Below are 23,649 nucleotides of genomic sequence, written 5' to 3' on the forward strand. Positions count from 1 at the left end.
CTGTCGGAGGGGGCTTTAGCGCCGGGCTTCCTGAGCCAGAGCCACCAGCTGCGCCGTCAGGTGCTGTCGGGTGCTTTCATCGGTCACGGTGGCACTGTCAGCGTCGATCCTGCTGGCGGCCTGGCCAATCATGATCTCCGGCTTGTTCAGCACCCGGGCATTCAGGAAAACCATACTCTGGCGCAGGTGATACTGGGCGCGAGCGCCGCCAATCATCCCCGGGGAGGCGCTCTGAATCGCGACAGGTTTATCAGCAAACGGGTTGTCCGGCAGGCGCGACAGCCAGTCGATGGCATTTTTCAGTGCGCCGGGCACGGAGTAATTATATTCCGGCGTGACGATAATCACCCCATCGGCCGCCGCAATCGCTTTACCCATCGCCAGCACGGCAGGGGGGAAGCCTTCGGCCTGGATATCCGCATCGTAATGGGGGAAGTCGGCAATCGACCCCAGGGCGTGGATCTCAACCCCTTCGGGGGCCAGCGCGGGGAGGTTACTGGCAACAACAGCATTCAGGGAGGCTTTGCGCAGGCTGCCCAGCAGGGTGACGAAGGTTAACGTGGCGTGTTCAGTCATGGGGATTTCCTAATAGAGAAAAAGTCTCCTTTATAAAGCGCTATCTGCGTTGCGCTTTCAAGTCACTCCTGTGCGTGCAACCCCTAAAAATGAATCATTCTGTGCCGGGGAGCGCTACCGGTTTCGCACAGGCATTGTCATCCTGCGCCCGGAGGTATACTGTTATCGCACTATTCATGTTTATCATCACCGGTGCCGTTGACCAGTGTATGACCCGCTAAACAGAGGTTGTTTTGTCCAGCTATTCTCCAGTCCAGCGCCCACGACGCCTGCGTCAGTCTGCATCTCTTCGTTCCCTGTTTCAGGAAAGTACCCTCAGCCTGAACGATCTGGCTCTGCCGATCTTTGTTGAGGAAGGGCTTGATGACTATAAGCCTATCGCCGCCATGCCGGGCGTGATGCGTATTCCTGAAAAACGCCTGGCGTATGAAATTGAGCGCATTGCCAGGGCGGGCGTGCGGTCGGTGATGACCTTTGGGATATCGCACCATACCGATGCGGACGGCAGTGATACCTGGAACGAGAACGGCCTGGTGGCGCGCATGTCGCGTATCTGCAAAGAAACCGTGCCGGAAATGATTGTGATGTCCGATACCTGTTTCTGTGAATATACCAGCCACGGCCACTGTGGCGTGCTGCACGACCACGGCGTGGACAATGATGCCACGCTGATTAACCTTGGTCGTCAGGCCGTGGTGGCCGCTGCCGCAGGGGCAGACTTTATTGCGCCATCAGCGGCGATGGATGGTCAGGTCGCGGCGATCCGTCACGCTCTCGATGGCGCAGGGTTTACCGATACGGCGATCATGTCGTATTCCACCAAGTTTGCCTCCTCTTTCTATGGCCCGTTCCGTGAAGCGGCTGGCACCTCGCTGAAGGGCGATCGTAAAACGTACCAGATGAACCCGATGAACCGCCGCGAAGCCATTCGTGAGTCGCTGATCGACGAAGCGGAAGGCGCTGATGCGCTGATGGTGAAACCGGCGGGAGCCTATCTGGACATTCTCCGTGACGTGCGTGAGCGCACCCAGCTGCCGCTGGCGGCCTATCAGGTGAGCGGGGAGTATGCGATGATTAAATTTGGCGCGCAGGCGGGAGCCATCAGCGAGATCGACGTCGCGCTGGAAAGTCTGGGGTCGATTAAACGGGCCGGAGCCGATATCATTTTCAGCTATTTCGCTCTGGATCTGGCCGAGAAAAACATCCTTTCCTGACCGTTGCAGGCGGGTCGGTGTTCCCGGCCAGCCTGCAGACATTCCGACGGGTCGCTGCGGTTAACAGCGCGCTGCCCGTCCGGTTAATTGACGCGTAACACCTCAGATACCAGCTTCTGCGACTCCACGTTAGTAAAGTTAGCCACATCCGCCGTAAACTCTGCGCCATGTTCTGCTATCACTTTGTCAAATGTCGCCTTGTCCGGGCAGTAAATATGGCAGGCGGCGATAAACGGCATATTGCTGTCGAGCGGCGTATCAATTTCATACTGCAGGCAGGCGGAACCCATACGCGCTTTGATCAGTGGCAGGTGAACGTCGCGATAATAATCATGGTCGAAATGGGCACCCGGCTGACGCGGGTAAAGTACGCTGAATTTGATCACAGTTTTTCCTCAAATGGGGAGTGGCAACAACGCGAGTATAGCGAACGGCACGCGGAGCGGGTTAGCGCATTGAGCGCTAACGGCTAGGTTCCGTTCTGAGGGCCAGAGTGATAAAGGCTTCAATATCCTGCATCACCGCCTGATGTGCCTCTTGGTTGGGGGAGACAATCAGCTGATCGGCATAGCCATTTAGCATGGCGCTCAACTGGCGTGTCACCCGTTCTGGTGCCGGGCTGAAAAAGGCCTGATCCGCAATGCCCTGACGAATAATGCTACCCAGCAGGCGGTGCCATTGTTCCATCATTGACTGGGCGATCGCGGCCCACTCCTCATCGTGAATGGCCAACTGCCACAGCGAACTGTAAAGCTGCCAGGCGGCATCGGCTGCGGCAGGCAGATAGCCGGCGACAAAGGCGGTCAGCCGCTGTTCAGCCGTCAGGCCGGTGATGCCGGCGGCAAAATCCTCCCGATCCTGCTGTAGGTAGAGCGTCATTGCTTCTTTACACAGCATTTCCCAGTCGCGGAAATAGTGATAAATGTGGCTGCGTGAGATGCCGACGTGTTCGGTCAGTTCGCGCGTGGTCACTTTTTCAATGCCTTTTTCCATAAACAGCGCAATCGCACCCTGCAGAATTCGGGCTTTCAGTGCTTCCCGGGACTCTTTCATCATTGACCCTGCATTGACTTTGAGCAAGCGCTCAAATAGACTTGATTTCAGTTTTGAGCAACCGCTCAAACATAATCCTACCCAGAAATGAGCTCCATGCAAACCTGTAAATTACCGGAAACCGTCGCGGTTTCCGGCAGCGCCGCTGCTACCCTGAAAAGGCTGGGTCGCCGCCACAGTCGAAAACTGATGATCACCTTACTGCTGGTGGTGGCCGAGAATGTGACCTATCTGCTTTATCCGCTGCTGGCGGGTTTTGCCATCAATGCCACGCTGAATGCCCAGCCACTGCACGCGCTGCTTTATGCCGTGATGGTGATGGTGATGTGGAGCATCGGGGCGGCCAGGCGCAGTGTGGATACCCGAACCTTTGCGCGGATCTATGCTGAACTGGCGGTGCCGGTGATCCTGCAGCAGCGTGAAGATCGGCACACCCATTCCACTATTGCGGCGCGCGTGGCGCTGTCGCGTGAATTCGTCGACTTCTTTGAAAAACACCTGCCGGTACTGATCACCAGCGTGGCGTCAATCAGCGGGGCGGCGGTGATGCTGCTGGTGATTGAATTCTGGACGGGGGTGGCCTGCCTGGTCATTCTGCTGTTTTTCTCATTTTTCCTGCGCAGTTATACGGATAAAAATGAGCGCCTGTTTGGACGGCTGAATAACCGCCTGGAGCGGGAAGTGCGTTTTGTCAGCCATGCCAACACCCCTTCACTGATCCGACACTACCGCGTGCTGGCAGGGCTGCGCATCCGTTTGTCCGATCGCGAAGCGCTGGGCTATCTGTCTATTGGCGTGATGGTGGCACTGCTGTTTGGTCTTACCCTGATGCATATGGCCCGTAGCGGCGGGACCGACGCGGGTCATATCTATTCGGTAATGACCTATATGTGGATGTTTGCCATGAGTCTGGACGATGGCCCGCAGCTGCTGGAGAAGTACTCTCAGCTGAAGGATATTGGCAAACGGGTGAATACCGGGCGGCTGTAAGCCACTAGCCGGACTCCCTCAGCACCAGTTCACCGGACACCACAATGCGTTGAGGCGGCAGCGTGTTCTGCCCGATTTTTCGCAGGATCAGGGCGGCAGCCTGGCGGCCGGTTTCATCACTGGCTGACGAAACATAGGTAAAGGAAGGGGAGCTGAGGTTGATCTGTAACATATCTTCGAAGCCCAGCAGGGAGACCTGCTGCGTCAGAAACACATCTTTCCCCACGGTACGGCCTACCTGATGAATACCGTTCAGGCAGCCAATGATCGCATGGGAAGAGTGGCACAGCAGGGCGGTGATCTTGTTATTGCTTTCCAGCAGTCGCCGGGTCGCCAGGCGTGCTGCGTCCGTCTCCTCCAGGCAGGCGGGCGTGAACTCTTCCTTATAGACCAGACCATAATGCTGCAGGGCCATACGATAGCCCGCCAGCCGCTGGTCGCGGATCAGACCGTTTTCCTCACCGCCGATATAAGCAATATTACGGTGGCCACGTTCGATCAGGTAGCGGGTCGCCTGCGCAGCGGCCTGCCGGTTGTCGCGCATCACCAGATCATACTGCCCTTCGATCATCGCCTGCGAAACGGTTACCAGCGGCAGCGTGCAGTGTCTAACCGCTCCAGGTAGCGTTTGCCGGGTGGTGCTGCTGGTCAGGTAGATCACCCCGGCCACCCCCTGGCGGGTAAAAGAGAGCAGACACTGTTCCAGCCGCGCCTCATCATCCTGGGGATGGGCCAGAAACACCATATAACCCTGCTGCTCCAGCGCCTGCACAATGCTGGTGATCACTCTCAGGTTAAAGGTGTCGCTGAAGTCACGGACAATCAGACCGATCAGATTAGAAGTGCTTGCGCGCAGATTAGCCGCGGCCACGTTATGCACGTAGCCGAGTTCAGTGATGGCGGCCTGGACCTTTTCAATGGTCTGCGTTGAGATCTTCCCTTTTTGACGCAGCACCAGCGAGACGGTAGAAACGGAAACGCCGGCGAGTTTTGCCACATCAACAATACTGACCTTCTTCATTGTATTCCCTGTAAAAAAATCGTCTCCCGTAGCATACAGGAGACGATAATTTGTGCCAGTTAACGCCCGGTCACGGGGGCCATCTGTTGCGCAATAAACTGTGCCCGGGCACCGAAGATAATCTGGATGCCGTTATCCCCGACAAAGACCACTCCGCGTGCGCCGAGATGGTAAAGCCCGTCTTTATCTACCAGCTCGCTGTCTTCCACTTCCAGACGCAGGCGGGTGATGCAGGCTCCGACGCTGCTGATATTTTTACTGCCCCCCAGCAGGCCGGTGATCTCAGTGGCCAGCTCCGCATCACTTTTGTCGCCGGCATTCGCCGTGATGTCCGTCCGCCCCGGTGTTTTGACGTCAAAGCGGCGGATCACAAAGCGAAACACCACGTAGTAGATGGCTGCCATCGGAACGCCGACGATCACCGCGCTGAGATAGTGAGTCTGGAAGCCATTAAAGGACGGCAGGATGCCGAATGAAATGTAGTCGATCAGACCGGCAGAGAATGACTTGGCAATATGTGCGTCCAGCAGGTACATGCACATATAGGAGAGGCCCGCCATAATGGCGTTGAAGACATACAGTATCGGTGCCACAAAGATAAAGGTGAACTCTACCGGCTCCGTGATCCCGGTCAGGAAGCAGGTCAGCGCCGCCGAAAACAGGATACCTGAAGCGATTTTTTTGTTTTTGGTGTTGGCTTCATGGTACATCGCCAGACAGGCGGCTGGCAGGGCGAAGAGCATCAGCGGGAACTCCCCCTGCATAAACTTACCGGCGTTCTGATAGGTATTGCTGCTAAAGGATTTGGTCCCTTCTTCCAGCATTTTGAACCAGATGGTCTGATCGCCGTGAATAACCTGTCCGGCCTGGGTGGTGTAGTCGCCGAAGGAGTACCAGAAAGAGGGATACCAGATGTGATGCAGTCCAAGAGGGATCAGCGCACGCTCGACCAGACCAAAAATAAAGGTCGACAGCGCCTGGTTATCCCCGTTAACCACCACGGACAGCGCATCAATGCCAGCCTGAATATGCTGCCAGATGTGCGGCAGCACCAGCCCAAGCAGGAAAGAAAGGAAGGCGGTGGCAATGGCGACGAAGCGTTTACCGGAAAAGAAACCGAGAAACTCAGGCAGTTGCAGCGTATGGAAACGGTTATAGCACCAGGCCGCCAGCACCCCGCAAATCAGCCCGCCGAACACGCCCATCTGTAAGGTGGGAATGCCGATGACCATCGCGTATTTCCCACCGCTGGCGGCCATTTCCGGGGTGATTTGCATCACGGTGCCGATGGTCATATTGGTGATCAGGACGGACACGGTAGCGGCCAGGGCCGCAATCCCGGATTCAGACGCCAGACCGACGGCAGAGCCAACGGCAAAAAGCAGCGGCAGGTTATCAAAGATCACCCCCCCTGCATTCATCATCAGGGGCAGATGAAACTTATCCCCGAACGCCAATAGCAGCCCGGCCGCAGGCAGCAGTGAGATGGGCAACATCAGCGCACGGCCTATCATTGATAATCTGGAAAGCGATTTAAAGAACCCGGTAAAAAAACGCATAGTGTCTCCCGCTGGGACAGAGTTTTAAGAGTAATGGGGCAGGTATTATTTAAGTAGAACGTTTTAGTAGAACGTTCTACCTATAGTTATTGAGCGGGTTTGCTGACGCAACGAAAATATCACGCCGGGTCAGATCAAATTGTTATTTTATGACGCAGCTCTGAAAAGAGCCGCGCCAGAAGGGGGGAATGTAAATGGCAGGACTAGCTGCGTGCCAGGTTCACGGTAAGCACCACGGCACCGATGGCGATGATCGCCAGAAAGGCGCCGACGGCAATCATCGACCCGAAACCAAACTGGTTAAACAGCAGCAAACCCGCGATGCCTCCTGTCAGGAAGGAAAAGAGGGTGACCAGGTGGGTGATAAACTGTTTACGCTGGGCGGTGACCTGCTTCGACGGATCGTGGCGGAAGAGGACGGCCAGTAAAGAACCAAGTGCAATGCCTGCATCCGTCAGCGTGCCGGTAATATGGGTGGAACGCACGCGGCCATTAGAAAGTTGCGTGGAGGTGGCGTTATGGATCCCCATTAAAAATCCGAGAAAAACGAGGGCCTCACGGTTATTGGCCGAGGAGTAGTAGAGCAGCTCAAAGGCCGCCATGGCCATTAGCAGCATACCTTCCATCAGCAGGATCAGGCTGAAGATGGTGCGGATATTATTGCGAATACCGACAATCACCAGCAGGCGCGCGCTGATACAGCCGATAACAAACGCGACGATCATTGCCAGCAGAAACGTCATATCACGGATATCCACGCTGGAGACTTCCGAGGAGAGCTGCGACGTGTTTCCTGACATATGTGACGGAAAGATGCCGAATGCCCCCAGCGCCATCGCATTAAGAAGTCCTGCGCTGGTGGCCAGCACCAGCGCCAGGTAGCGATCTTCCGTGTGCCGGCGTTCGCGTTTTCTTTTTATCATCATGTCTAACATTATTATCAGCTCCCCTGAGTAAAAACGGTGCGGCAGTGAGACCGCAGCGCAGGTAAGGAGGCAATGTAGCGCATCGGCGCGTCGCCTGTTGCTTTCGCCAGAGATTTTTCCACTATTCCAGACAGCTCCTATCGTGACGGTGAGTTTTCGTCTTTTTTATTCAATTCCTGTCAGTAAATCCTGCTACCCCGGGCGGCGTTGCTGTGACTGACGGGGGGATTGCAGAACAGACTGCAGGTGTGATCCTGAGCACAAATGCCAGCAAGACTGCGATATTTCATCGCTGTTTACGCCGCCGCGCCGCATGTTTTTTAATCATCTGCCGATAGTAAGAAGGAATGGAATGCATACTGTCAGGGGGAGACCGGATGATTATCAGTATTGCAGTGCAAGAGCTGCAAACCGGGATGTTTTTACACAAGCTGGACGTGTTCTGGCTTAAGCACCCGTTAGTCCATAATGAGATGCTGCTGACTGAGGCGCGCCAGATCCAGGCCATTCAGGAGAGTGGCGTGCGTGAGGTGTGGATTGATCTGTCCCGCGGGCGGGCTGCCGAGCGGTGCATCACCGCAGAAGAGCCGGTGCCAGCGGCAGAAACTGAACCGGTTGCAGTGTATATGCCGCCGCCTGTAGCGGCGGACAGCGCGGTGACCATGCAAAGCGAAATGGCGCAGGCACAAAAAATTTGTGTCGCGGCAAAAGGCCCGGTGATGGCCATGTTTGGCGATGCACGTCTGGGTAAGACGATTGATGCACAAAGTACGATCCCGCTGGTCAATGATATTGCCGGTTCGCTTAACCGTCATCCGGCAGCGTTACTCAGCGTCGCCCGTCTCAAGTCCCATGATGATTACACCTATCTTCACTCAGTGGCGGTATGTGCGCTGATGCTGTCGCTGGCCGATCAGCTGGAGCTGGACGAAGCACAGAAGAAAAGGGCAGGGATGGCAGGGCTGCTGCATGACGTCGGTAAAGCGGCCATTCCGCTGGCCATCCTGAATAAGCCCGGCAAACTGACGGAAGAAGAGTTCGATCTGATGAAGCATCACCCGGTGGCCGGTGCTGAGATCCTGCGGCTGAGTGGCGCCGGTGATGATCTGCAGGATGTGGCGATGCATCATCATGAAAAGGTCAACGGCAGCGGTTATCCCCATGGGCTTCGTGCTAATGCGATTTCCCTGTTGTCACGCATGGCTGCTATCTGTGATGTCTACGACGCCGTGACCTCCGACCGGCCCTATAAAGCGGGCTGGAATCCGGCCAGCGCCATGCACCAGATGGCCAGCTGGCCCGGGCATTTCGACCGTAAACTGCTTTACGCCTTTGTAAAGGCCGTTGGGATCTATCCGGTTGGATCGCTGGTACGTCTCTCTTCCGGGCGGCTCGGCGTGGTAACGGAACCCGGCAAGCACTCCTTACTGCAACCCAAAATCTGCGTATTCTTCTCCCTGAACAGCGGAAAGCGGCTGACGCCGCATATTATCGATCTCGCCAGTCTCTACTGTGAAGATAATATTGTCGGCCCGGAAGAGGCCAACGGCTGGCCGGACATTGATGTGAATTCTTTGTGGCAGCAGCCAGTTAGCGCATGATTTCTGGCAGGTTCTGGAAACCCCGCTATACTTTACGATGATGTTGTCTGCACTGAGGGCCGATGCCGCGATACTGCTGCCCTCGACTACGTCTGACGACAGGCCTGACACCACCGCCGCTCGTCAGACGACCGCTGTCCCCCTCATTGTCAGCAGCATCTCCCGATCGTTTACTCAGGAGGAATGTGTGACAACCCAAACAGATTTCGTTCCCCCCCTGCTGGCGGCAACCCGTTATGCCTTTTTCTTCGACGTGGACGGCACCCTGGCAGCGATAAAGCCACGCCCTGACGAGGTTTCTATTCCGGCGCAGGTGCTGGATAACCTCAACCGGCTGGCACAGCGCTGCGAGGGGGCCGTGGCACTGATCTCCGGTCGTCCGATAGAACAACTGGATGCGCTGGCGTCTCCGCTGGTATTGCCCATGGCCGGTGTACACGGCGCGGAGCGACGCAACAGCGAAGGGCACATATCGCGTCTTCGCCTGCAGCCCGCCACCGTGACCGCGCTCAGCCAGGCGCTGAACACCGCCATGGCGGTACTGCCGGGTACTCAACTCGAAAGTAAAGGCATGGCCTTTGCCCTGCATTACCGACAGGCCCCCCAGCACCAGCAGGCCGTAGAGCAGCTGGCCGACTCGCTGGTGGCGCGTTTCCCTGAACTGGTACAGCAGCCGGGTAAATGCGTGGTCGAACTGAAGCCGCGAGGCGTTAATAAAGGCGCGGCTATTGAAGAATTTATGCAGCACCCTCCTTTTGCCGGACGAGTTCCGGTCTTTCTGGGAGATGATTTGACCGACGAGGCAGGGTTTAACGTGGTCAATGCCATGGAGGGCATCTCAATTAAAGTCGGTGCCGGAACCAGCGCAGCGCAGGGCCATCTCAGCGATGTTGCCGCGGTGTATCACTGGCTGGAACAGGCACGAATAAAACTAGATGAAGACGTTACAACGTCAGTAAGGAGTTAAGGTTATGAGTCGCTTAGTTGTCGTATCTAACCGTATTGCTATCCCGGATGGCAGTAAGGCCAGTGCAGGAGGGCTCACCGTCGGGATCGTCGACGCGTTGAAGACCACGGGAGGCGTGTGGTACGGCTGGAATGGAGATATCACTGAAATTGGTGAGGATGAAGAAGAGCTCAGTATGCTGGAGCAGGACGGCATCACTTATGCCTCTTTCGGTCTGAACCAGAATGATTATGATCTCTATTATCTGCAGTTCTCCAATGCCGTGCTGTGGCCTGCCTTCCATTACCGTCTGGATCTGGTGAATTTCCAGCGCGAGGCATGGGACGGCTATCAGCGGGTGAATACCCAGCTGGCGCAGCGTCTGGTGCCGCTGCTGCAGGAAGATGACGTGCTGTGGATCCACGATTATCATTTGCTGCCCTTTGCCGCCGAGCTGCGCAAACTGGGGGTAAATAACCGTATTGGGTTCTTCCTGCATATTCCGTTCCCGACGCCGGAGATTTTCAACGCGCTGCCGCCTCATGCCGATCTGCTGCAGATGATGTGTGATTACGATCTGCTGGGATTCCAGACCGAAAGCGACCGTATCGCCTTCCTGGAGTGCGTGGCGCTGCAGACCACACTGAACAGCGACGGCAAACAGCACCGGGCATTCGGCAATCGCTTCACTACCGAGGTCTATCCGATTGGCATCGAGCCGGACAGCATCAAAGAGATGGCAGAAGGACCGCTGCCGCCGAAGATGGTGGCGATGAAAAAAGATTTGGGTGATGCAAAAAACATTATCGCCTGTGAGCGTCTGGATTACTCCAAAGGATTGCCTGAGCGCTTTCTTGCCTACGAGGCCTTGCTGGAGAACTACCCGGAACATCGCGGCAAGATTCGCTACTCACAGATTGCCCCGACGTCGCGCGGTGACGTGCAGGCCTACCAGGATATTCGTCATCAGCTGGAAACCGAAGCCGGGCGTATCAACGGTAAGTACGGTACGCTGGGCTGGACGCCCCTCTATTACCTCAATCAGCATTTCGATCGCCGCCTGCTGATGAAAATATTCCGGCTGACCGATATCGGCCTGGTCACCCCGCTGCGTGATGGTATGAATCTGGTGGCAAAAGAGTACGTGGCTGCACAGGACCCGGATGACCCGGGGGTGCTGGTGCTGTCGCGCTTCGCCGGGGCGGCCAACGAGCTGACATCGGCGCTGATTGTTAACCCTTACGATCGCGACGAGGTCGCCGCTGCACTGAATCAGGCGCTGACCATGTCACGCACGGAGCGTATCTCACGCTATAACGATATGATGAACGTGCTGCGTCAGAATGATATCGCCCACTGGCGGGAAAGCTATCTACAGGACCTGCAGGCGCTGCCGATTCAGGGGAGGGCCATTGAAAAGGAGAATAATGTGGCCGCTTTCCCGAAACTTGCCTGATCAGGCGGACCAGTATAAATAAGAAAGGTAACTGAAAGGGGGCGTTGCCCCCTGTTTTTTTCGCTCTCCGCTTAACCATCCATCACCGCTGCTACGTAATTTATGCGGATAATTGTTGAAAAAACAGCCGCCCAGCCCACAAAAAATCGAATAAATCCACTTTTCCCTAAAGATTCCGCGCGGGTTGTCGATAATCATAAGGATATTCTTAGAGTTTTCGCTTAAACATTCATGTCTCTTATGTAACTCCTGTTTACATCTTCTGGCAGACCCTAAACATTAGGGGCTAACTGCTTACATTCCGTTATCACTTCCTTTAAAAAACCTGAGCTGTGTCACATTTCTGCCTTCATATGGCGTGCAAATATTCACCGTAAGTAACTATCTCATCCTGCCCTCAAAGCATCATTGTTCAGGATAAAATCCTGTTAAGTTGCGCTTAAGTGACTATTATTCTCTATCAACTCGTAAGACATCCAGCCCGCTTCGCTTTAATGTTCCACAGATGCCTGTTTCACCTGGCTAATGGTTGCTCATGAGCTGAAATTTACAAAAAATGACCATAATGGTTAGTTAGTGAGCTAATCAACAGCGTTACTGATGGGTTTTTAGGAAGTATTTGCCTTAAAAGTGTGACCTGCGTCACACTTTATCTAAAATTTGGCTTGGCTCTCGTTGTATGTCGCGATCAGAGGGGATAGAGTTGCGTTGTTTTAGGAATAGTCCTAAAAGAATGTAACAAGAAGTCACGGAAGAAGTCAGGGATGAGATGGCTCAGGAATGGCCACTGGCAAAATGAATTCATGATTATTTCCTGGCTTGGTTCACCGAAAACAAGACAGCTTTTTTATACGTTTGGCGTTTGCCACTAATTTTTTGCCATCTTTAGATTTACCAACCAGCAACCATGGTAGCGGCTTAAGCCGCACACGTTAAAAGTAGTGTCAGTCAGGATGGAAAAAAAAATGGGTACATCAGAATTACTCAAACATATTTACGACATCAATTTGTCTTATTTATTACTCGCACAACGTTTAATTAACCAGGAAAAAGCCTCTGCAATGTTCCGCTTAGGTATTGATGAGCCAATGGCCGATGCCCTTGCCGGTCTGACGTTGCCTGAGATGGTTAAGCTGGCAGAAACCAATCAACTGGTGTGCCAGTTCCGTTTCAACGACCACAAGTCAATTAGTCGTTTAACTCAGGAATCACGCGTGGACGACCTGCAGCAGATCCATACGGGTATCCTGCTCTCCAGCCGTTTATTACGAGATGTATCGAAAGATACAGAAACCCCGAAAAAGAGGGCAGCGAGCTGATGAGCGAAAAAAGTATTGTTCAGGAAGCACGTGATATTCAGCTGGCAATGGAACTCATTACTCTGGGTGCCCGTCTGCAGATGCTGGAAAGCGAAACGCAGTTAAGCCGTGGTCGTTTAATTAAACTGTATAAAGAGTTGCGCGGTAGCCCGCCCCCTAAAGGAATGCTGCCGTTCTCTACCGACTGGTTTATGACGTGGGAGCAAAATATCCATGCTTCTATGTTCTGTAATGCCTGGCAGTTCCTGGTGAAAACCGGGTTATGCACCGGAGTTGAGGCCGTTATTAAAGCGTATCGCCTCTACCTGGAGCAGTGCCCACAACAGGACGAGGGCCCGCTGTTGGCGCTGACACGCGCCTGGACCCTGGTCCGGTTTGTCGAAAGTGGAATGCTGGAATTAATCGGCTGCAAGTGCTGTGGCGGAAGCTTTATTAATCATGCGCATCAGCCCATTGGTAGCTTTACCTGCAGTCTTTGCCAGCCACCTTCCAGGGCGGTAAAAAGACGTAAACTTATCGCAGAAACTGCCGATAACAATTCACAACTGCTGGATGAACAGGTTAAACAAGCCGTTTAATAGTGTTCGCCACGTGGAGTGAATCCAGCAGCGGTCTTTGACCGCTGCTTTTTTTTTGCCCACGTCTGGTGTCCCTGCCTGAATAATCTGGTTCCACCCACCCACACGTTTACAGCGTAAGGATTTTTCGTGCTGATTATATTGGGTTATATCCTTGTCCTCGGGTCGGTGTTAGGCGGCTTCGCAATGGTCGGCGGCCACCTGGGCGCGTTATACCAACCCTCAGAAGTCCTGATCATTGTCGGATCGGGCATTGGTGCCTTTATTGTCGGTAATAACGGCAAAGCGATTAAAGCGACGGTCAAAGCATTACCTCTGTTGATGCGCGGTTCGAAATATAACAAGGCCGTGTACATGGATCTGATGGCGCTGCTATATCGCCTGATGGCCAAGTCCCGTCAGCAGGGGATGCTGTCGCTGGAGCGGGATATCGAAAATCCGCAGGAAAGTGAGATTTTCGCTAATTACCCGCGCATTCTTGCCGATAAAAGATTAGTGGACTTTATTACCGACTATTTACGCCTGATGGTCAGCGGCAATATGAATGCCTTTGAGATTGAAGCGTTGATGGATGAAGAGATCGAAACCTACGAGCACGAGTGTGATGTGCCAGCGACGGCACTGGCCACCATGGGGGATTCCCTGCCCGCGTTCGGTATTGTTGCTGCCGTGATGGGCGTTATCCATACCCTGGCGTCTGCAGACCGACCGGCAGCAGAGCTGGGTGCGTTGATTGCTAACGCCATGGTGGGAACCTTCCTCGGGATTTTGCTGGCGTACGGTTTTATCTCTCCACTGGCGGGGGTATTACGCCAGAAGTGTGCAGAGAACACCAAGATGATGCAGTGCATTAAGGTCACGCTGCTCTCCAGCCTCAACGGTTATGCCCCGCAGATTGCGGTGGAGTTTGGTCGCAAGACGTTGTACTCAACCGACCGACCGTCGTTTACCGAGCTGGAGGAGCATGTCCGTAATGCAAAATCCACTAAGCAGACTTCGGACCAAGACGCATGAAGCATAACAATCACCCCATTGTGCTGGTAAAGCGGAAAAAGTCGAATAAACATGCCGGCTCGCACGGTTCATGGAAAATCGCCTACGCCGACTTTATGACGGCAATGATGGCTTTTTTTATGGTGATGTGGCTGATTTCAATCTCAAGTCCTCAACAATTGATTCAGATTGCCGATTACTTTAAGACGCCGCTGAAAGTGGCGTTAACCGGCGGTCAGCGCAGCAGTGACAGTTCAAGCCCTATTCCTGGCGGTGGCCAGGACCCGACGGAAAAGAGCGGTGAGGTGCATAAAGTTGTCGATATGGATGCGCAGAAACGCAAGCTGGAGGAGATTCGTCTGAACCGCCTGCGTGAGAAGCTGGATCAGCTGATTGAAGCCGATCCCCGTCTGCGGGCCCTGCGTCCCCATTTGATTATTAACATGGTGGAAGAGGGGCTGCGTATTCAGATTATTGACAGCCAGAACCGTCCGATGTTTAAAACCGGTAGCGCAGAGGTTGAACCCTATATGCGCGACATATTGCGTGCCATTGCCCCGATTCTGAATGATATTCCGAACCGAATCAGCCTGGCGGGCCATACCGATGATTTTCAGTATGCCGGGGGCGACCGTGGCTACAGTAACTGGGAACTCTCTGCGGACCGCGCCAATGCGTCGCGGCGCGAGCTGGTTCTCGGAGGTCTGGACGGTGGCAAGATGCTGCGCGTGGTGGGCATGTCTGACACCATGAAACTGAAAAATCGTGGCGGAAACGACTCGGTAAATCGACGCATCAGTCTGCTGGTGTTGAACCACGACACTGAAGCTCAGATTGAGCGGGAAAATGCTGAAAGTGATGCGGTACAGATTAATGATGCAAGTAGCCTTAAACAGATAGCGGCGCCGGAAGTTCCTTCCACAGCCACAACAAACCAAGACCCTCAACAATCACAGGCTGAGTCTGTCAGTACCGCTGCACCGGTAACCTCGTTACCGGCCGCACCGGCACCGACGACCCAGACCGATCGCGACTCACAGCCGAGGTGATACCGTGAGCATGGATATCAGCGATTTTTACCAGACGTTCTTTGATGAAGCCGATGAATTGTTGGCGGACATGGAACAACACCTGTTGGGTTTAGACCCACAGGAACCAGATTCGGAGCAGCTTAACGCTATCTTCCGTGCGGCCCACTCGATTAAAGGCGGGGCGGGTACCTTTGGTTTTACTGTATTACAGGAAACCACGCATATTCTGGAAAACATTCTTGACGGTGCGCGCCGCGGCGAAATGCAGCTCAGTACCGATATCATCAACCTGTTTTTGGAAACCAAAGATATTATGCAGGAACAGCTGGATGCGTATAAAACCGCCTCGGAGCCCGATGCCGCTACGTTCGCCTACATTTGTCAGGCTCTGCGCCAGCTGGCACTGGAAGCGAAGGGCGAAGCCCCGGTCTCTGACATTTCTGCGGCGCCTGCGGGAGGAGCGACGTCTGTTTCTTCCAGCGGTCTGCGTATTAAGCTGACAGCGCTGAAGGCCAATGAAGCCGATCTGATGCTGGAAGAACTGGGCAATCTGGGTACGGTTTCTGATGCGGTGAAAGGCGCCAACTTCCTGGAAGCCACGCTGGACTCCTCCGTGGGTAAAGACGACATCGTTGCGGTACTGTGCTTTGTGATTGATGAGTCACAGATCCACTTCCCGCAGGCCGATGTGGTCGATATTGCCACCGCGATGACCGATGCGCCGGCTGTCGAGGCTGAGGCTGAGATGGAAGCCGTGGCTGAACCTGAGCTGGCTGCCGTCAGTGATGTGGTCCAGCTGAAGCGTGAACCCGCGAAGAAAGCGGCGAACCCTAAAGTCAGTGAATCTACCAGTATCCGCGTGGCGGTAGAGAAAGTTGACCAGCTGATTAACCTGGTTGGTGAGCTGGTGATCACCCAGTCGATGCTGGCGCAGCGTTCGGGAGAGCTTGACCCGGTTAACCACGGTGACCTGCTGAACAGCATGGGACAGCTGGAGCGTAATGCCCGCGATCTGCAGGAATCGGTTATGTCGATTCGTATGATGCCGATGGAATACGTTTTCAGCCGCTTCCCGCGTCTGGTACGTGACCTGGCCAGCAAGCTGGGTAAAGAAGTGGAACTGACCCTGATGGGCAGCTCGACCGAACTGGATAAGAGCCTGATCGAACGCATTATTGACCCGTTAACGCACCTCGTGCGTAACAGCCTTGATCACGGGATTGAAACCCCGGAAAAACGTCAGGCAGCAGGCAAACATGCGGTCGGGAATCTGACCCTGTCTGCGGAACATCAGGGCGGCAATATCTGCATCGAAGTCACTGATGACGGTGCCGGCCTGAACCGTGAACGTATTCTGGCGAAAGCCCTCTCTTCCGGACTGCCGGTCAGCGAATCGATGAGCGATGAAGAAGTCGGCATGTTGATCTTCGCGCCGGGCTTCTCGACCGCCGAGCAGGTCACGGACGTTTCCGGCCGTGGCGTCGGGATGGACGTGGTGAAACGTAATATCCAGGAGATGGGCGGACACGTTGAAATCGCCTCTAAACAGGGTAAAGGCACCACGATCCGCATCCTGCTCCCGCTGACGCTGGCCATCCTTGATGGCATGTCCGTCCGCGTGGCAAATGAAGTGTTTATCCTGCCACTGAATGCGGTGATGGAATCCCTGCAGCCGCTGGCGGATGACCTGAAAGCGCTGGCAGGCGGTGAACGCGTGCTGGAAGTTCGCGGAGAATATTTGCCGCTGGTTGAGCTGTGGAACGTCTTTGAGGTCCAGGGGGCCAAAACCGAAGCCACGCAGGGGATTGTCGTTATCCTGCAAAGTGCCGGGAAACGCTATGCGCTGCTGGTCGATCAGTTGATTGGTCAGCACCAGGTGGTGGTGAAAAACCTGGAAAGCAACTATCGCAAAGTGCCGGGCATCTCCGCCGCCACCATCCTTGGGGATGGCAGCGTAGCGCTGATTGTCGATGTCTCTGCACTGCAGTCTCTGAACCGTGAAAAGCGTGTGGCGGGAGCCGCAGCCTGACAATAACTGATTAAGGGTAGAATTATGACTGGAATGGCCACTGTCACTAAACTCGCCGGCGAAACCGTGGGTCAGGAGTTCCTGGTGTTTACGCTGGGTGACGAAGAGTACGGAATCGATATCCTGAAAGTTCAGGAAATCCGCGGGTATGATCAGGTGACGCGTATCGCGAACACCCCGGCGTTTATTAAGGGCGTGACTAACCTGCGCGGTGTGATCGTGCCGATTATTGACCTGCGCATCAAGTTCGCACAGCCGGGTGTGGTCTATAACGACAATACCGTGGTCATAGTGCTGAATCTGGAACAGCGCGTGGTCGGTATCGTTGTGGATGGCGTGTCTGACGTGCTGTCCCTGACGCAGGATCAGATCCGGCCTTCCCCGGAGTTCGCCGTCACCATGTCGACCGAATATCTGACCGGTCTGGGGGCGCTCGGTGAGCGTATGCTGATCCTCGTCGACATCGAGAAGCTGTTAAGCAGCGAAGAGATGGCGCTGATGGATACGCTGCGTAGCGCATAATCGTCAACAGAGCGGATCGTCGATCCGCTCTGTTATTACCCTCATCCCGTTCTGCCACTGATGTTAACCGCGAAAAGTTTTACCTCGCTCATTGCCCCTCGCTTTATTTGCATTCTCTTGCCTGACGCCGTGAGTGTAGCGGTGCTGTATGACACTTCACGAAACGGCTAACCAAGATGCTCTGTCGTCAGCTTTATTGTCCTTCCTTACCCCTGTAAAGAGCAGGGTTACACCCCGGGTCAGTCCCAAAAAAGGAGGAAAATCGGCACCTCTGCCTCTTTTAGTTATTTAACTCTTCACAGCATAAAGATTGCCGTCTCCCGACCGATACCCCCAGTGTTATTCCATAAATTACACCAAAGGTTACCTATGTTTTCGCGTATTAAAGTCGTTACCAGTCTGATTCTGGTGCTGTTGATTTTCGGCATTTTACAGCTGGCCGCGGGCGGCCTGTTTATCAACGCGCTTACCCACGACAAAAACAGTTTTGCCGTTTCCAAAACAGCCAATGATAACGTCTCGCTGTTTACCGATGCGTGGGTCACGCTCAACCAGACCCGTATCACGCTGAACCGTGGCATGTTGCGCATCCAGAGTGAAGCCGCCAACAGCGGTAGCAGCGCCTCACTCGACACGCTGAGTGCACAGGCCAAACAGCAGCTGGTGACCGCGCAGAAGTCCTATGAGGCTTTTCAGGCTACCCCAGCGACCCCCGGCATCGATCCCCAACTGACCGAACGCCTTCAGCAGCGCTATGGCGATTACGTTCAGGCGCTGGAAGCGATGACCGGACAGATGGAGAACAAGCAGCTGGATGCGATGTTCAAGCAGAACATTGAAAAGAAACAGATTGCTATGCAGGAGGTGTACACAGAATGGCGCACGCTGCAGAATCAGTTAAGTGCAAAAGGAGCCGTGCAGAACCAGAAAGCCTATATCAATATGCTGTGGACTATTGCGGGTGTGATGGCCCTGGTGGTTGCGCTGATTATCCTTTGCTGGTTTGGACTGCGTAACATTCTGATCCGTCCTCTGCAGTCGACCATTACCCATATTCGTTCCATCGCAGAAGGCGACCTGACGCAAAATATTGCCGTGACAGGTCGTAATGAAATGACTCAGCTGGCCTCCAGCCTGCAGGATATGCAGCAGTCACTGGTAAAAACGGTCAGTGTTGTCCGTGACGGATCTGATGCGATCTATACCGGTGCCAGTGAAATTGCTGCGGGTAACAACGATCTCTCTGCGCGTACCGAAGAGCAGGCAGCTTCGCTGGAGCAGACGGCTGCCAGCATGGAACAGCTGACCGCGACGGTAAAACAGAATGCGGAGAATGCCCGTCAGGCCTCGCAGCTGGCGCTGAATGCGTCGGTAACCGCCCGTAAAGGGGGACAGGTGGTGGATGGCGTGGTGAAAACCATGAATGATATCGCCGGCAGTTCGAAGAAAATTGCCGATATCACCAGCGTGATTGACGGCATTGCCTTCCAGACCAATATCCTGGCACTGAATGCAGCGGTAGAAGCCGCCCGTGCCGGCGAACAGGGCCGTGGATTTGCGGTGGTGGCCGGGGAAGTACGTAACCTCGCCCAGCGCAGTGCTCAGGCAGCGAAAGAGATCAAGAGCCTGATTGAAGACTCCGTGGCGCGTGTTGACAGCGGGTCAGTACTGGTAGGAACTGCCGGCGAAACCATGACGGATATCGTTAATGCCGTCAGCCGCGTCACCGATATCATGGGGGAGATTGCCTCCGCCAGTGACGAGCAGAGCCGGGGTATTGACCAGGTGGGCACGGCGGTGACCGAAATGGATCGCGTGACCCAGCAGAACGCCTCTCTGGTTGAAGAGTCTGCTTCGGCAGCGGCCTCTCTGGAAGATCAGGCCAGCCGACTGACTCAGGCGGTCGCCGTCTTCCGCATTGCCCGTCAGGGAAGCGTCGCCCCGGCACCGCTGAAGCGTCCGGTACTGAAGCCGGCGGCACTCAGCAAGCCACAGGCTGCCTCCGCAACGGCCTCAGACAGCCACTGGGAAACGTTCTGACCGTGCGTTGAACGGCAGAGGGCGGCCTTAACGTCGGCCGCCCGTACGGAAGATTAACCTGATAATAGTGCTGTAATGAAATAATAACGGAATGTTTCATGGTGCTCATTCCGCTCAGCGCCAGATAACTGACTACCTTAACCGCAACGCGACCACATAAAGATCCGCAGCCGCCTGCCGATAACAGCAGCGTCAACTGTTTAATAAGGAACATTATGTTTACGCGTATGAAGGTCGTCACCAGTTTGATCCTGGTGCTGGTGTTTTTTGGTTCATTACAGCTCATCACAGGGGGCTTATTCTTCCAGGCCCTGAAAGGCGATAAAGACAACTTCGCCGTCTCCCAGCAGCTTCGTCTGCAACAGTCCGCACTCAACCAGTCCTGGATCGCGCTGATTCAGGCGCGTAACACGCTCAATCGCTCGGGTATCCGCTACACCCTGGATGCTAACCGTGAAGGGATCAGCGAAGCAGTGAAGCAGCTGCTGGCCGACGCGCAGGGGCAGTTAACCCTGGCAGAAAAAAATTATGCGCTGTGGAATTCCCGCCTGACAGAACAGGGAAAGACGGCCGACAACGTACTGGCTATCCAGAAAAATTATGACATCCTCCACTCGGCGCTGAGTGAGCTTATCCAGCTCATGAATGCCGGGAAAATTAATGAATTCTTTGATCAACCTACCCAGGGCTATCAGGATGGTTTTGCCCATGCCTACGACGCCTGGCTGACGAATAATGATGCTCAGGCCGCTGCGGGTGCGGAAGAAAACCTGCGGTCTTACGGGCAGGCGATCTGGATCCTCGGTATTGCACTGGTGGTCTCGCTGATGGTCATTTCCGGAGTCTGGACAGGAATTCGCCATATCCTGCTGCGTCCGCTGCAAACCAGCATTGAACATATTCGCCGTATCGCCAGCGGCGATCTGACACAGCCGATTACCGTGGAAGGGCGTAATGAAATGGCGCAGCTGGCAGCCAGCCTGCAGCATATGCAGGATGAACTGATCCGCACGGTGAGCGTGGTGCGCGACGGTTCTGACGCCATTTATACCGGAGCCAGCGAAATCTCCGCCGGGAATAACGATCTTTCCTCGCGCACTGAGCAGCAGGCCTCGGCGCTGCAGGAAACGGCTGCCAGCATGGAGCAGCTGACCGCGACGGTGAAACAGAACGCTGAAAACGCCCGCCAGGCGTCCCAGCTGGCGCTCAGCGCCTCGGAAACCGCGCAGAAGGGCGGCAAAGTGGTGGATGGCGTGGTGAAAACCATGAATGACATCGCCGGCAGTTCGAAGAAAATTGCCGACATTATCAGCGTGATCGACGGCATTGCTTTCCAGACCAATATTCTGGCGCTGAACGCGGCGGTGGAAGCCGCCCGTGCCGGCGAGCAGGGCCGTGGTTTTGCGGTGGTAGCCGGGGAAGTGCGCAATCTCGCTCAGCGCAGCGCGCAGGCGGCAAAAGAGATTAAGGGGCTGATTGAGGATTCCGTGTCGCGCGTGGATACCGGTTCTGTGCTGGTGGAAAGCGCCGGGGAAACCATGAATGATATTGTCAGCGCGGTCACCCGCGTCACCGATATCATGGGTGAGATCGCCTCTGCCAGCGACGAGCAGAGCAGGGGGATTGACCAGGTGGGCACCGCCGTTAATGAAATGGATCGCGTGACCCAGCAGAATGCCTCGCTGGTGGAGGAGTCGGCTTCAGCCGCCGCCTCGCTGGAGGATCAGGCCAGTCGTCTGACTCAGGCTGTTGCGGTGTTCCGCCTCAGCCAACAGAAAACGGCACCGGCTGCAGTGCTGAAACGGCCCGCTCTGAGCGCCGCCGCGGCGCCGAAGCTGGCGGCACCTGCCGCCACCGGGGATCACTGGGAAACCTTCTAGCCATGCTGACGGGGCGGTTCTCAGCCCCGATATGCTTAAAAAAAAGACGAACTGACTCCCCAGCCCGCTATTCTGCGGGCTTTGTGCATAACCCGGTAAAGATCCCGCTATGACTGCCGATAAATCACAGTAGCTATCCAACTGGGGAAAGGTATGTTCAAGCGTATGAAAGTGGTGACCAGCCTGATGCTGGTCCTGGTAATATTTGGTTCTTTGCAGTTAATTTCCGGGGGATTGTTTTTCCAGTCTCTGAAAGGCGATAAGGAAAACTTTAGTCTCACCCAACAGATTCGTCGCGAGCAGGCCAATCTGACCTCTGCATGGATAGCACTGGTACAAACACGCAACACGCTGAACCGTGCGGCAACGCGTTATCTGCTGGATGAAAAAGGCCAGGGAACGGGATCGACGGTGGCCGAACTGGTGGCGCTGGCGAAATCGCAGCTGGCGACGGCAGAGCAGGAATTCGCTGAGTTCAACAAAGAACTGCCACCTGACGTGCTCAGCCTGCCGCACGTGCAGAGTGTGAATGAAAACTACAAGATTTTGCACGGTGCGTTAATCGAGCTGATTCAGATGCTGACCAGCGGTGATTTTAAAGGCTTCGTGGATCAGCCAACGACCGGTTTCCAGAACGGGTTTGAGCAGGCTTATACCGTCTGGCTGAAAAATACCGATGGCATGCTGGCAGCCGGTTCGGCGCAGAATGAGAGCGCCTATCAGCGTGCCATCTGGGTCCTGCTGACCATTCTGCTGGTGTCGGTGATCATCATTGCCACCGTCTGGACGGGGATCCACCAGATCCTATTACGTCCGCTGAAAGCCAGCATTGACCATATTCGTCATATTGCCAGTGGCGACCTGACACAGCAGATCGACACGGAAGGGCGCAATGAAATGGCCCAGCTGGCAGCCAGCCTGCAGCATATGCAGCAGGAACTGGTGAAGACGGTGAGCGTGGTACGCGATGGCTCTGATGCCATTTACACCGGAGCCAGTGAAATTGCAGCCGGCAATAACGATCTCTCTTCACGCACGGAAGAGCAGGCCTCCGCGCTGCAGGAAACCGCAGCCAGCATGGAGCAGCTGACCTCAACGGTGAAACAGAACGCTGAAAACGCCCGCCAGGCGTCCCAGCTGGCCCTCAGCGCCTCGGAAACCGCGCAGAAGGGCGGCAAAGTGGTGGATGGCGTGGTGAAAACCATGAATGACATCGCCGGCAGTTCGAAGAAAATCGCCGATATTATCAGCGTGATCGACGGCATTGCCTTCCAGACTAATATCCTGGCGCTGAACGCGGCGGTGGAAGCCGCCCGTGCCGGCGAGCAGGGCCGTGGTTTTGCGGTGGTGGCCGGAGAAGTACGCAACCTTGCCCAGCGCAGCGCGCAGGCGGCAAAAGAGATTAAGGGTCTGATTGAAGATTCCGTGTCGCGCGTGGATACCGGCTCGGTGCTGGTGGAAAGCGCCGGGGAAACCATGAAAGACATCGTCAGCGCGGTCACCCGCGTCACCGATATCATGGGTGAGATCGCCTCTGCCAGCGACGAACAGAGCCGGGGTATTGACCAGGTGGGCACCGCCGTTAACGAGATGGATCGCGTGACTCAGCAGAATGCCTCACTGGTGGAGGAGTCTGCTTCTGCTGCCGCCTCGCTGGAAGATCAGGCCAGCCGTCTGACTCAGGCTGTCGCTGTTTTCCGAATTCGTAAAGAAAATGTCATCGCGGCCGTTAATAACAACAGGGCGCAGGTTTCTCCGTTGCTGTCACCTCCGTCTGCTGCGCGTAAAGCGCTGCCGGCCAGCAAATCAGATGATAACTGGGAAACGTTTTAATTTCTGAACCCACTATAACGCTACAAGAGGCCAGCCCGGTAAACGGGCGGCCCGATGAAAAAGAATCTTTTTTGTTGCCTGT

20 protein-coding genes are annotated in these 23,649 nt (G+C 55.0%); 14 read left to right on the forward strand and 6 right to left on the reverse strand.

Features of this window, described 5'->3' with window-relative positions; genetic code table 11:
• Positions 1-15 precede the first annotated feature (15 nt).
• Entirely contained in the window at positions 16-576 is a 561-nt protein-coding gene (locus K6L24_RS09200; RefSeq protein ID WP_062746380.1) for an NADPH-dependent FMN reductase, read from the reverse strand.
• A 233-nt stretch (positions 577-809) separates the two neighbouring features.
• Here K6L24_RS09200 and hemB point away from each other — a divergent pair, with 233 nt between their 5' ends.
• Entirely contained in the window at positions 810-1,790 is a 981-nt protein-coding gene (hemB, locus tag K6L24_RS09205) for a porphobilinogen synthase (RefSeq protein WP_062746377.1), read from the forward strand.
• 83 nt (positions 1,791-1,873) lie between these two features.
• Here the strand turns inward: hemB and K6L24_RS09210 are convergent, their stop codons facing one another.
• Positions 1,874-2,176, reverse strand: coding sequence for an EthD family reductase (locus K6L24_RS09210; protein ID WP_118663995.1), 303 nt, complete (start codon positions 2,174-2,176; stop codon positions 1,874-1,876).
• A 76-nt stretch (positions 2,177-2,252) separates the two neighbouring features.
• Positions 2,253-2,843, reverse strand: coding sequence for a TetR/AcrR family transcriptional regulator (locus K6L24_RS09215; protein ID WP_062746372.1), 591 nt, complete (start codon positions 2,841-2,843; stop codon positions 2,253-2,255).
• 96 nt (positions 2,844-2,939) lie between these two features.
• Here K6L24_RS09215 and K6L24_RS09220 point away from each other — a divergent pair, with 96 nt between their 5' ends.
• On the forward strand, positions 2,940-3,833 hold the full coding sequence (locus K6L24_RS09220) for an ABC transporter six-transmembrane domain-containing protein (RefSeq protein ID WP_222682218.1): 894 nt from the start codon (positions 2,940-2,942) through the stop codon (positions 3,831-3,833).
• A 4-nt stretch (positions 3,834-3,837) separates the two neighbouring features.
• Here the strand turns inward: K6L24_RS09220 and malI are convergent, their stop codons facing one another.
• The 3 genes from malI to K6L24_RS09235 form a co-directional block, all read right to left on the reverse strand.
• Positions 3,838-4,854, reverse strand: a complete 1,017-nt coding sequence (gene malI, locus K6L24_RS09225; RefSeq protein WP_062746367.1) for a Mal regulon transcriptional regulator MalI — start codon at positions 4,852-4,854, stop codon at positions 3,838-3,840.
• Between the two features lie 59 nt (positions 4,855-4,913).
• A complete protein-coding gene (locus tag K6L24_RS09230) occupies positions 4,914-6,413 on the reverse strand; it encodes a PTS transporter subunit EIIC (protein WP_191927372.1) in 1,500 nt (499 codons plus the stop codon).
• Positions 6,414-6,616: 203 nt separating this feature from the next.
• On the reverse strand, positions 6,617-7,348 hold the full coding sequence (locus tag K6L24_RS09235) for a YoaK family protein (protein ID WP_062746362.1): 732 nt from the start codon (positions 7,346-7,348) through the stop codon (positions 6,617-6,619).
• 368 nt (positions 7,349-7,716) lie between these two features.
• Here K6L24_RS09235 and K6L24_RS09240 point away from each other — a divergent pair, with 368 nt between their 5' ends.
• The 12 genes from K6L24_RS09240 (at position 7,717) to K6L24_RS09295 (ending at position 23,567) form a co-directional block, all read left to right on the forward strand.
• Complete coding sequence (locus K6L24_RS09240) at positions 7,717-8,940, forward strand: cyclic di-GMP phosphodiesterase (protein WP_191931124.1); 1,224 nt, start codon at positions 7,717-7,719, stop codon at positions 8,938-8,940.
• Between the two features lie 187 nt (positions 8,941-9,127).
• The gene (gene otsB, locus K6L24_RS09245; RefSeq protein ID WP_062746358.1) at positions 9,128-9,907 is read left to right on the forward strand and encodes a trehalose-phosphatase; all 780 of its coding nucleotides are present in this window, start codon (positions 9,128-9,130) and stop codon (positions 9,905-9,907) included.
• 4 nt (positions 9,908-9,911) lie between these two features.
• Positions 9,912-11,342, forward strand: coding sequence for an alpha,alpha-trehalose-phosphate synthase (gene otsA / locus K6L24_RS09250; protein ID WP_062746355.1), 1,431 nt, complete (start codon positions 9,912-9,914; stop codon positions 11,340-11,342).
• Positions 11,343-12,307: 965 nt separating this feature from the next.
• Positions 12,308-12,661 (forward strand): flagellar transcriptional regulator FlhD, encoded by a 354-nt coding sequence (gene flhD, locus K6L24_RS09255; RefSeq protein ID WP_062746350.1) that lies wholly within the window; start codon positions 12,308-12,310, stop codon positions 12,659-12,661.
• Complete coding sequence (gene flhC / locus K6L24_RS09260) at positions 12,661-13,239, forward strand: flagellar transcriptional regulator FlhC (RefSeq protein WP_062746347.1); 579 nt, start codon at positions 12,661-12,663, stop codon at positions 13,237-13,239. Before flhD ends, flhC begins: the two co-directional genes overlap by 1 nt.
• 129 nt (positions 13,240-13,368) lie before the next feature.
• Positions 13,369-14,253: a flagellar motor stator protein MotA gene (motA, locus tag K6L24_RS09265; protein WP_062746345.1), complete on the forward strand. Its 885-nt coding sequence runs from the start codon at positions 13,369-13,371 to the stop codon at positions 14,251-14,253.
• Positions 14,250-15,281 carry a flagellar motor protein MotB gene (gene motB, locus K6L24_RS09270; protein ID WP_062746343.1) on the forward strand — a complete coding sequence of 344 codons (1,032 nt, stop codon included), beginning with the start codon at positions 14,250-14,252 and terminating at the stop codon, positions 15,279-15,281. Before motA ends, motB begins: the two co-directional genes overlap by 4 nt.
• 10 nt (positions 15,282-15,291) lie before the next feature.
• Positions 15,292-17,292 (forward strand): chemotaxis protein CheA, encoded by a 2,001-nt coding sequence (gene cheA / locus K6L24_RS09275; protein WP_062746341.1) that lies wholly within the window; start codon positions 15,292-15,294, stop codon positions 17,290-17,292.
• A gap of 24 nt (positions 17,293-17,316) precedes the next feature.
• A complete protein-coding gene (gene cheW / locus K6L24_RS09280) occupies positions 17,317-17,814 on the forward strand; it encodes a chemotaxis protein CheW (RefSeq protein WP_062746338.1) in 498 nt (165 codons plus the stop codon).
• Between the two features lie 369 nt (positions 17,815-18,183).
• Positions 18,184-19,854 (forward strand): methyl-accepting chemotaxis protein, encoded by a 1,671-nt coding sequence (locus K6L24_RS09285; RefSeq protein WP_062746336.1) that lies wholly within the window; start codon positions 18,184-18,186, stop codon positions 19,852-19,854.
• 215 nt (positions 19,855-20,069) lie between these two features.
• The gene (locus K6L24_RS09290; protein WP_062746334.1) at positions 20,070-21,734 is read left to right on the forward strand and encodes a methyl-accepting chemotaxis protein; all 1,665 of its coding nucleotides are present in this window, start codon (positions 20,070-20,072) and stop codon (positions 21,732-21,734) included.
• A gap of 153 nt (positions 21,735-21,887) precedes the next feature.
• Positions 21,888-23,567 carry a methyl-accepting chemotaxis protein gene (locus tag K6L24_RS09295; protein WP_222682219.1) on the forward strand — a complete coding sequence of 560 codons (1,680 nt, stop codon included), beginning with the start codon at positions 21,888-21,890 and terminating at the stop codon, positions 23,565-23,567.
• Positions 23,568-23,649: the final 82 nt, after the last annotated feature.

Source organism: Erwinia persicina (assembly GCF_019844095.1).
Classification (GTDB): Bacteria; Pseudomonadota; Gammaproteobacteria; order Enterobacterales; family Enterobacteriaceae; genus Erwinia; species Erwinia persicina.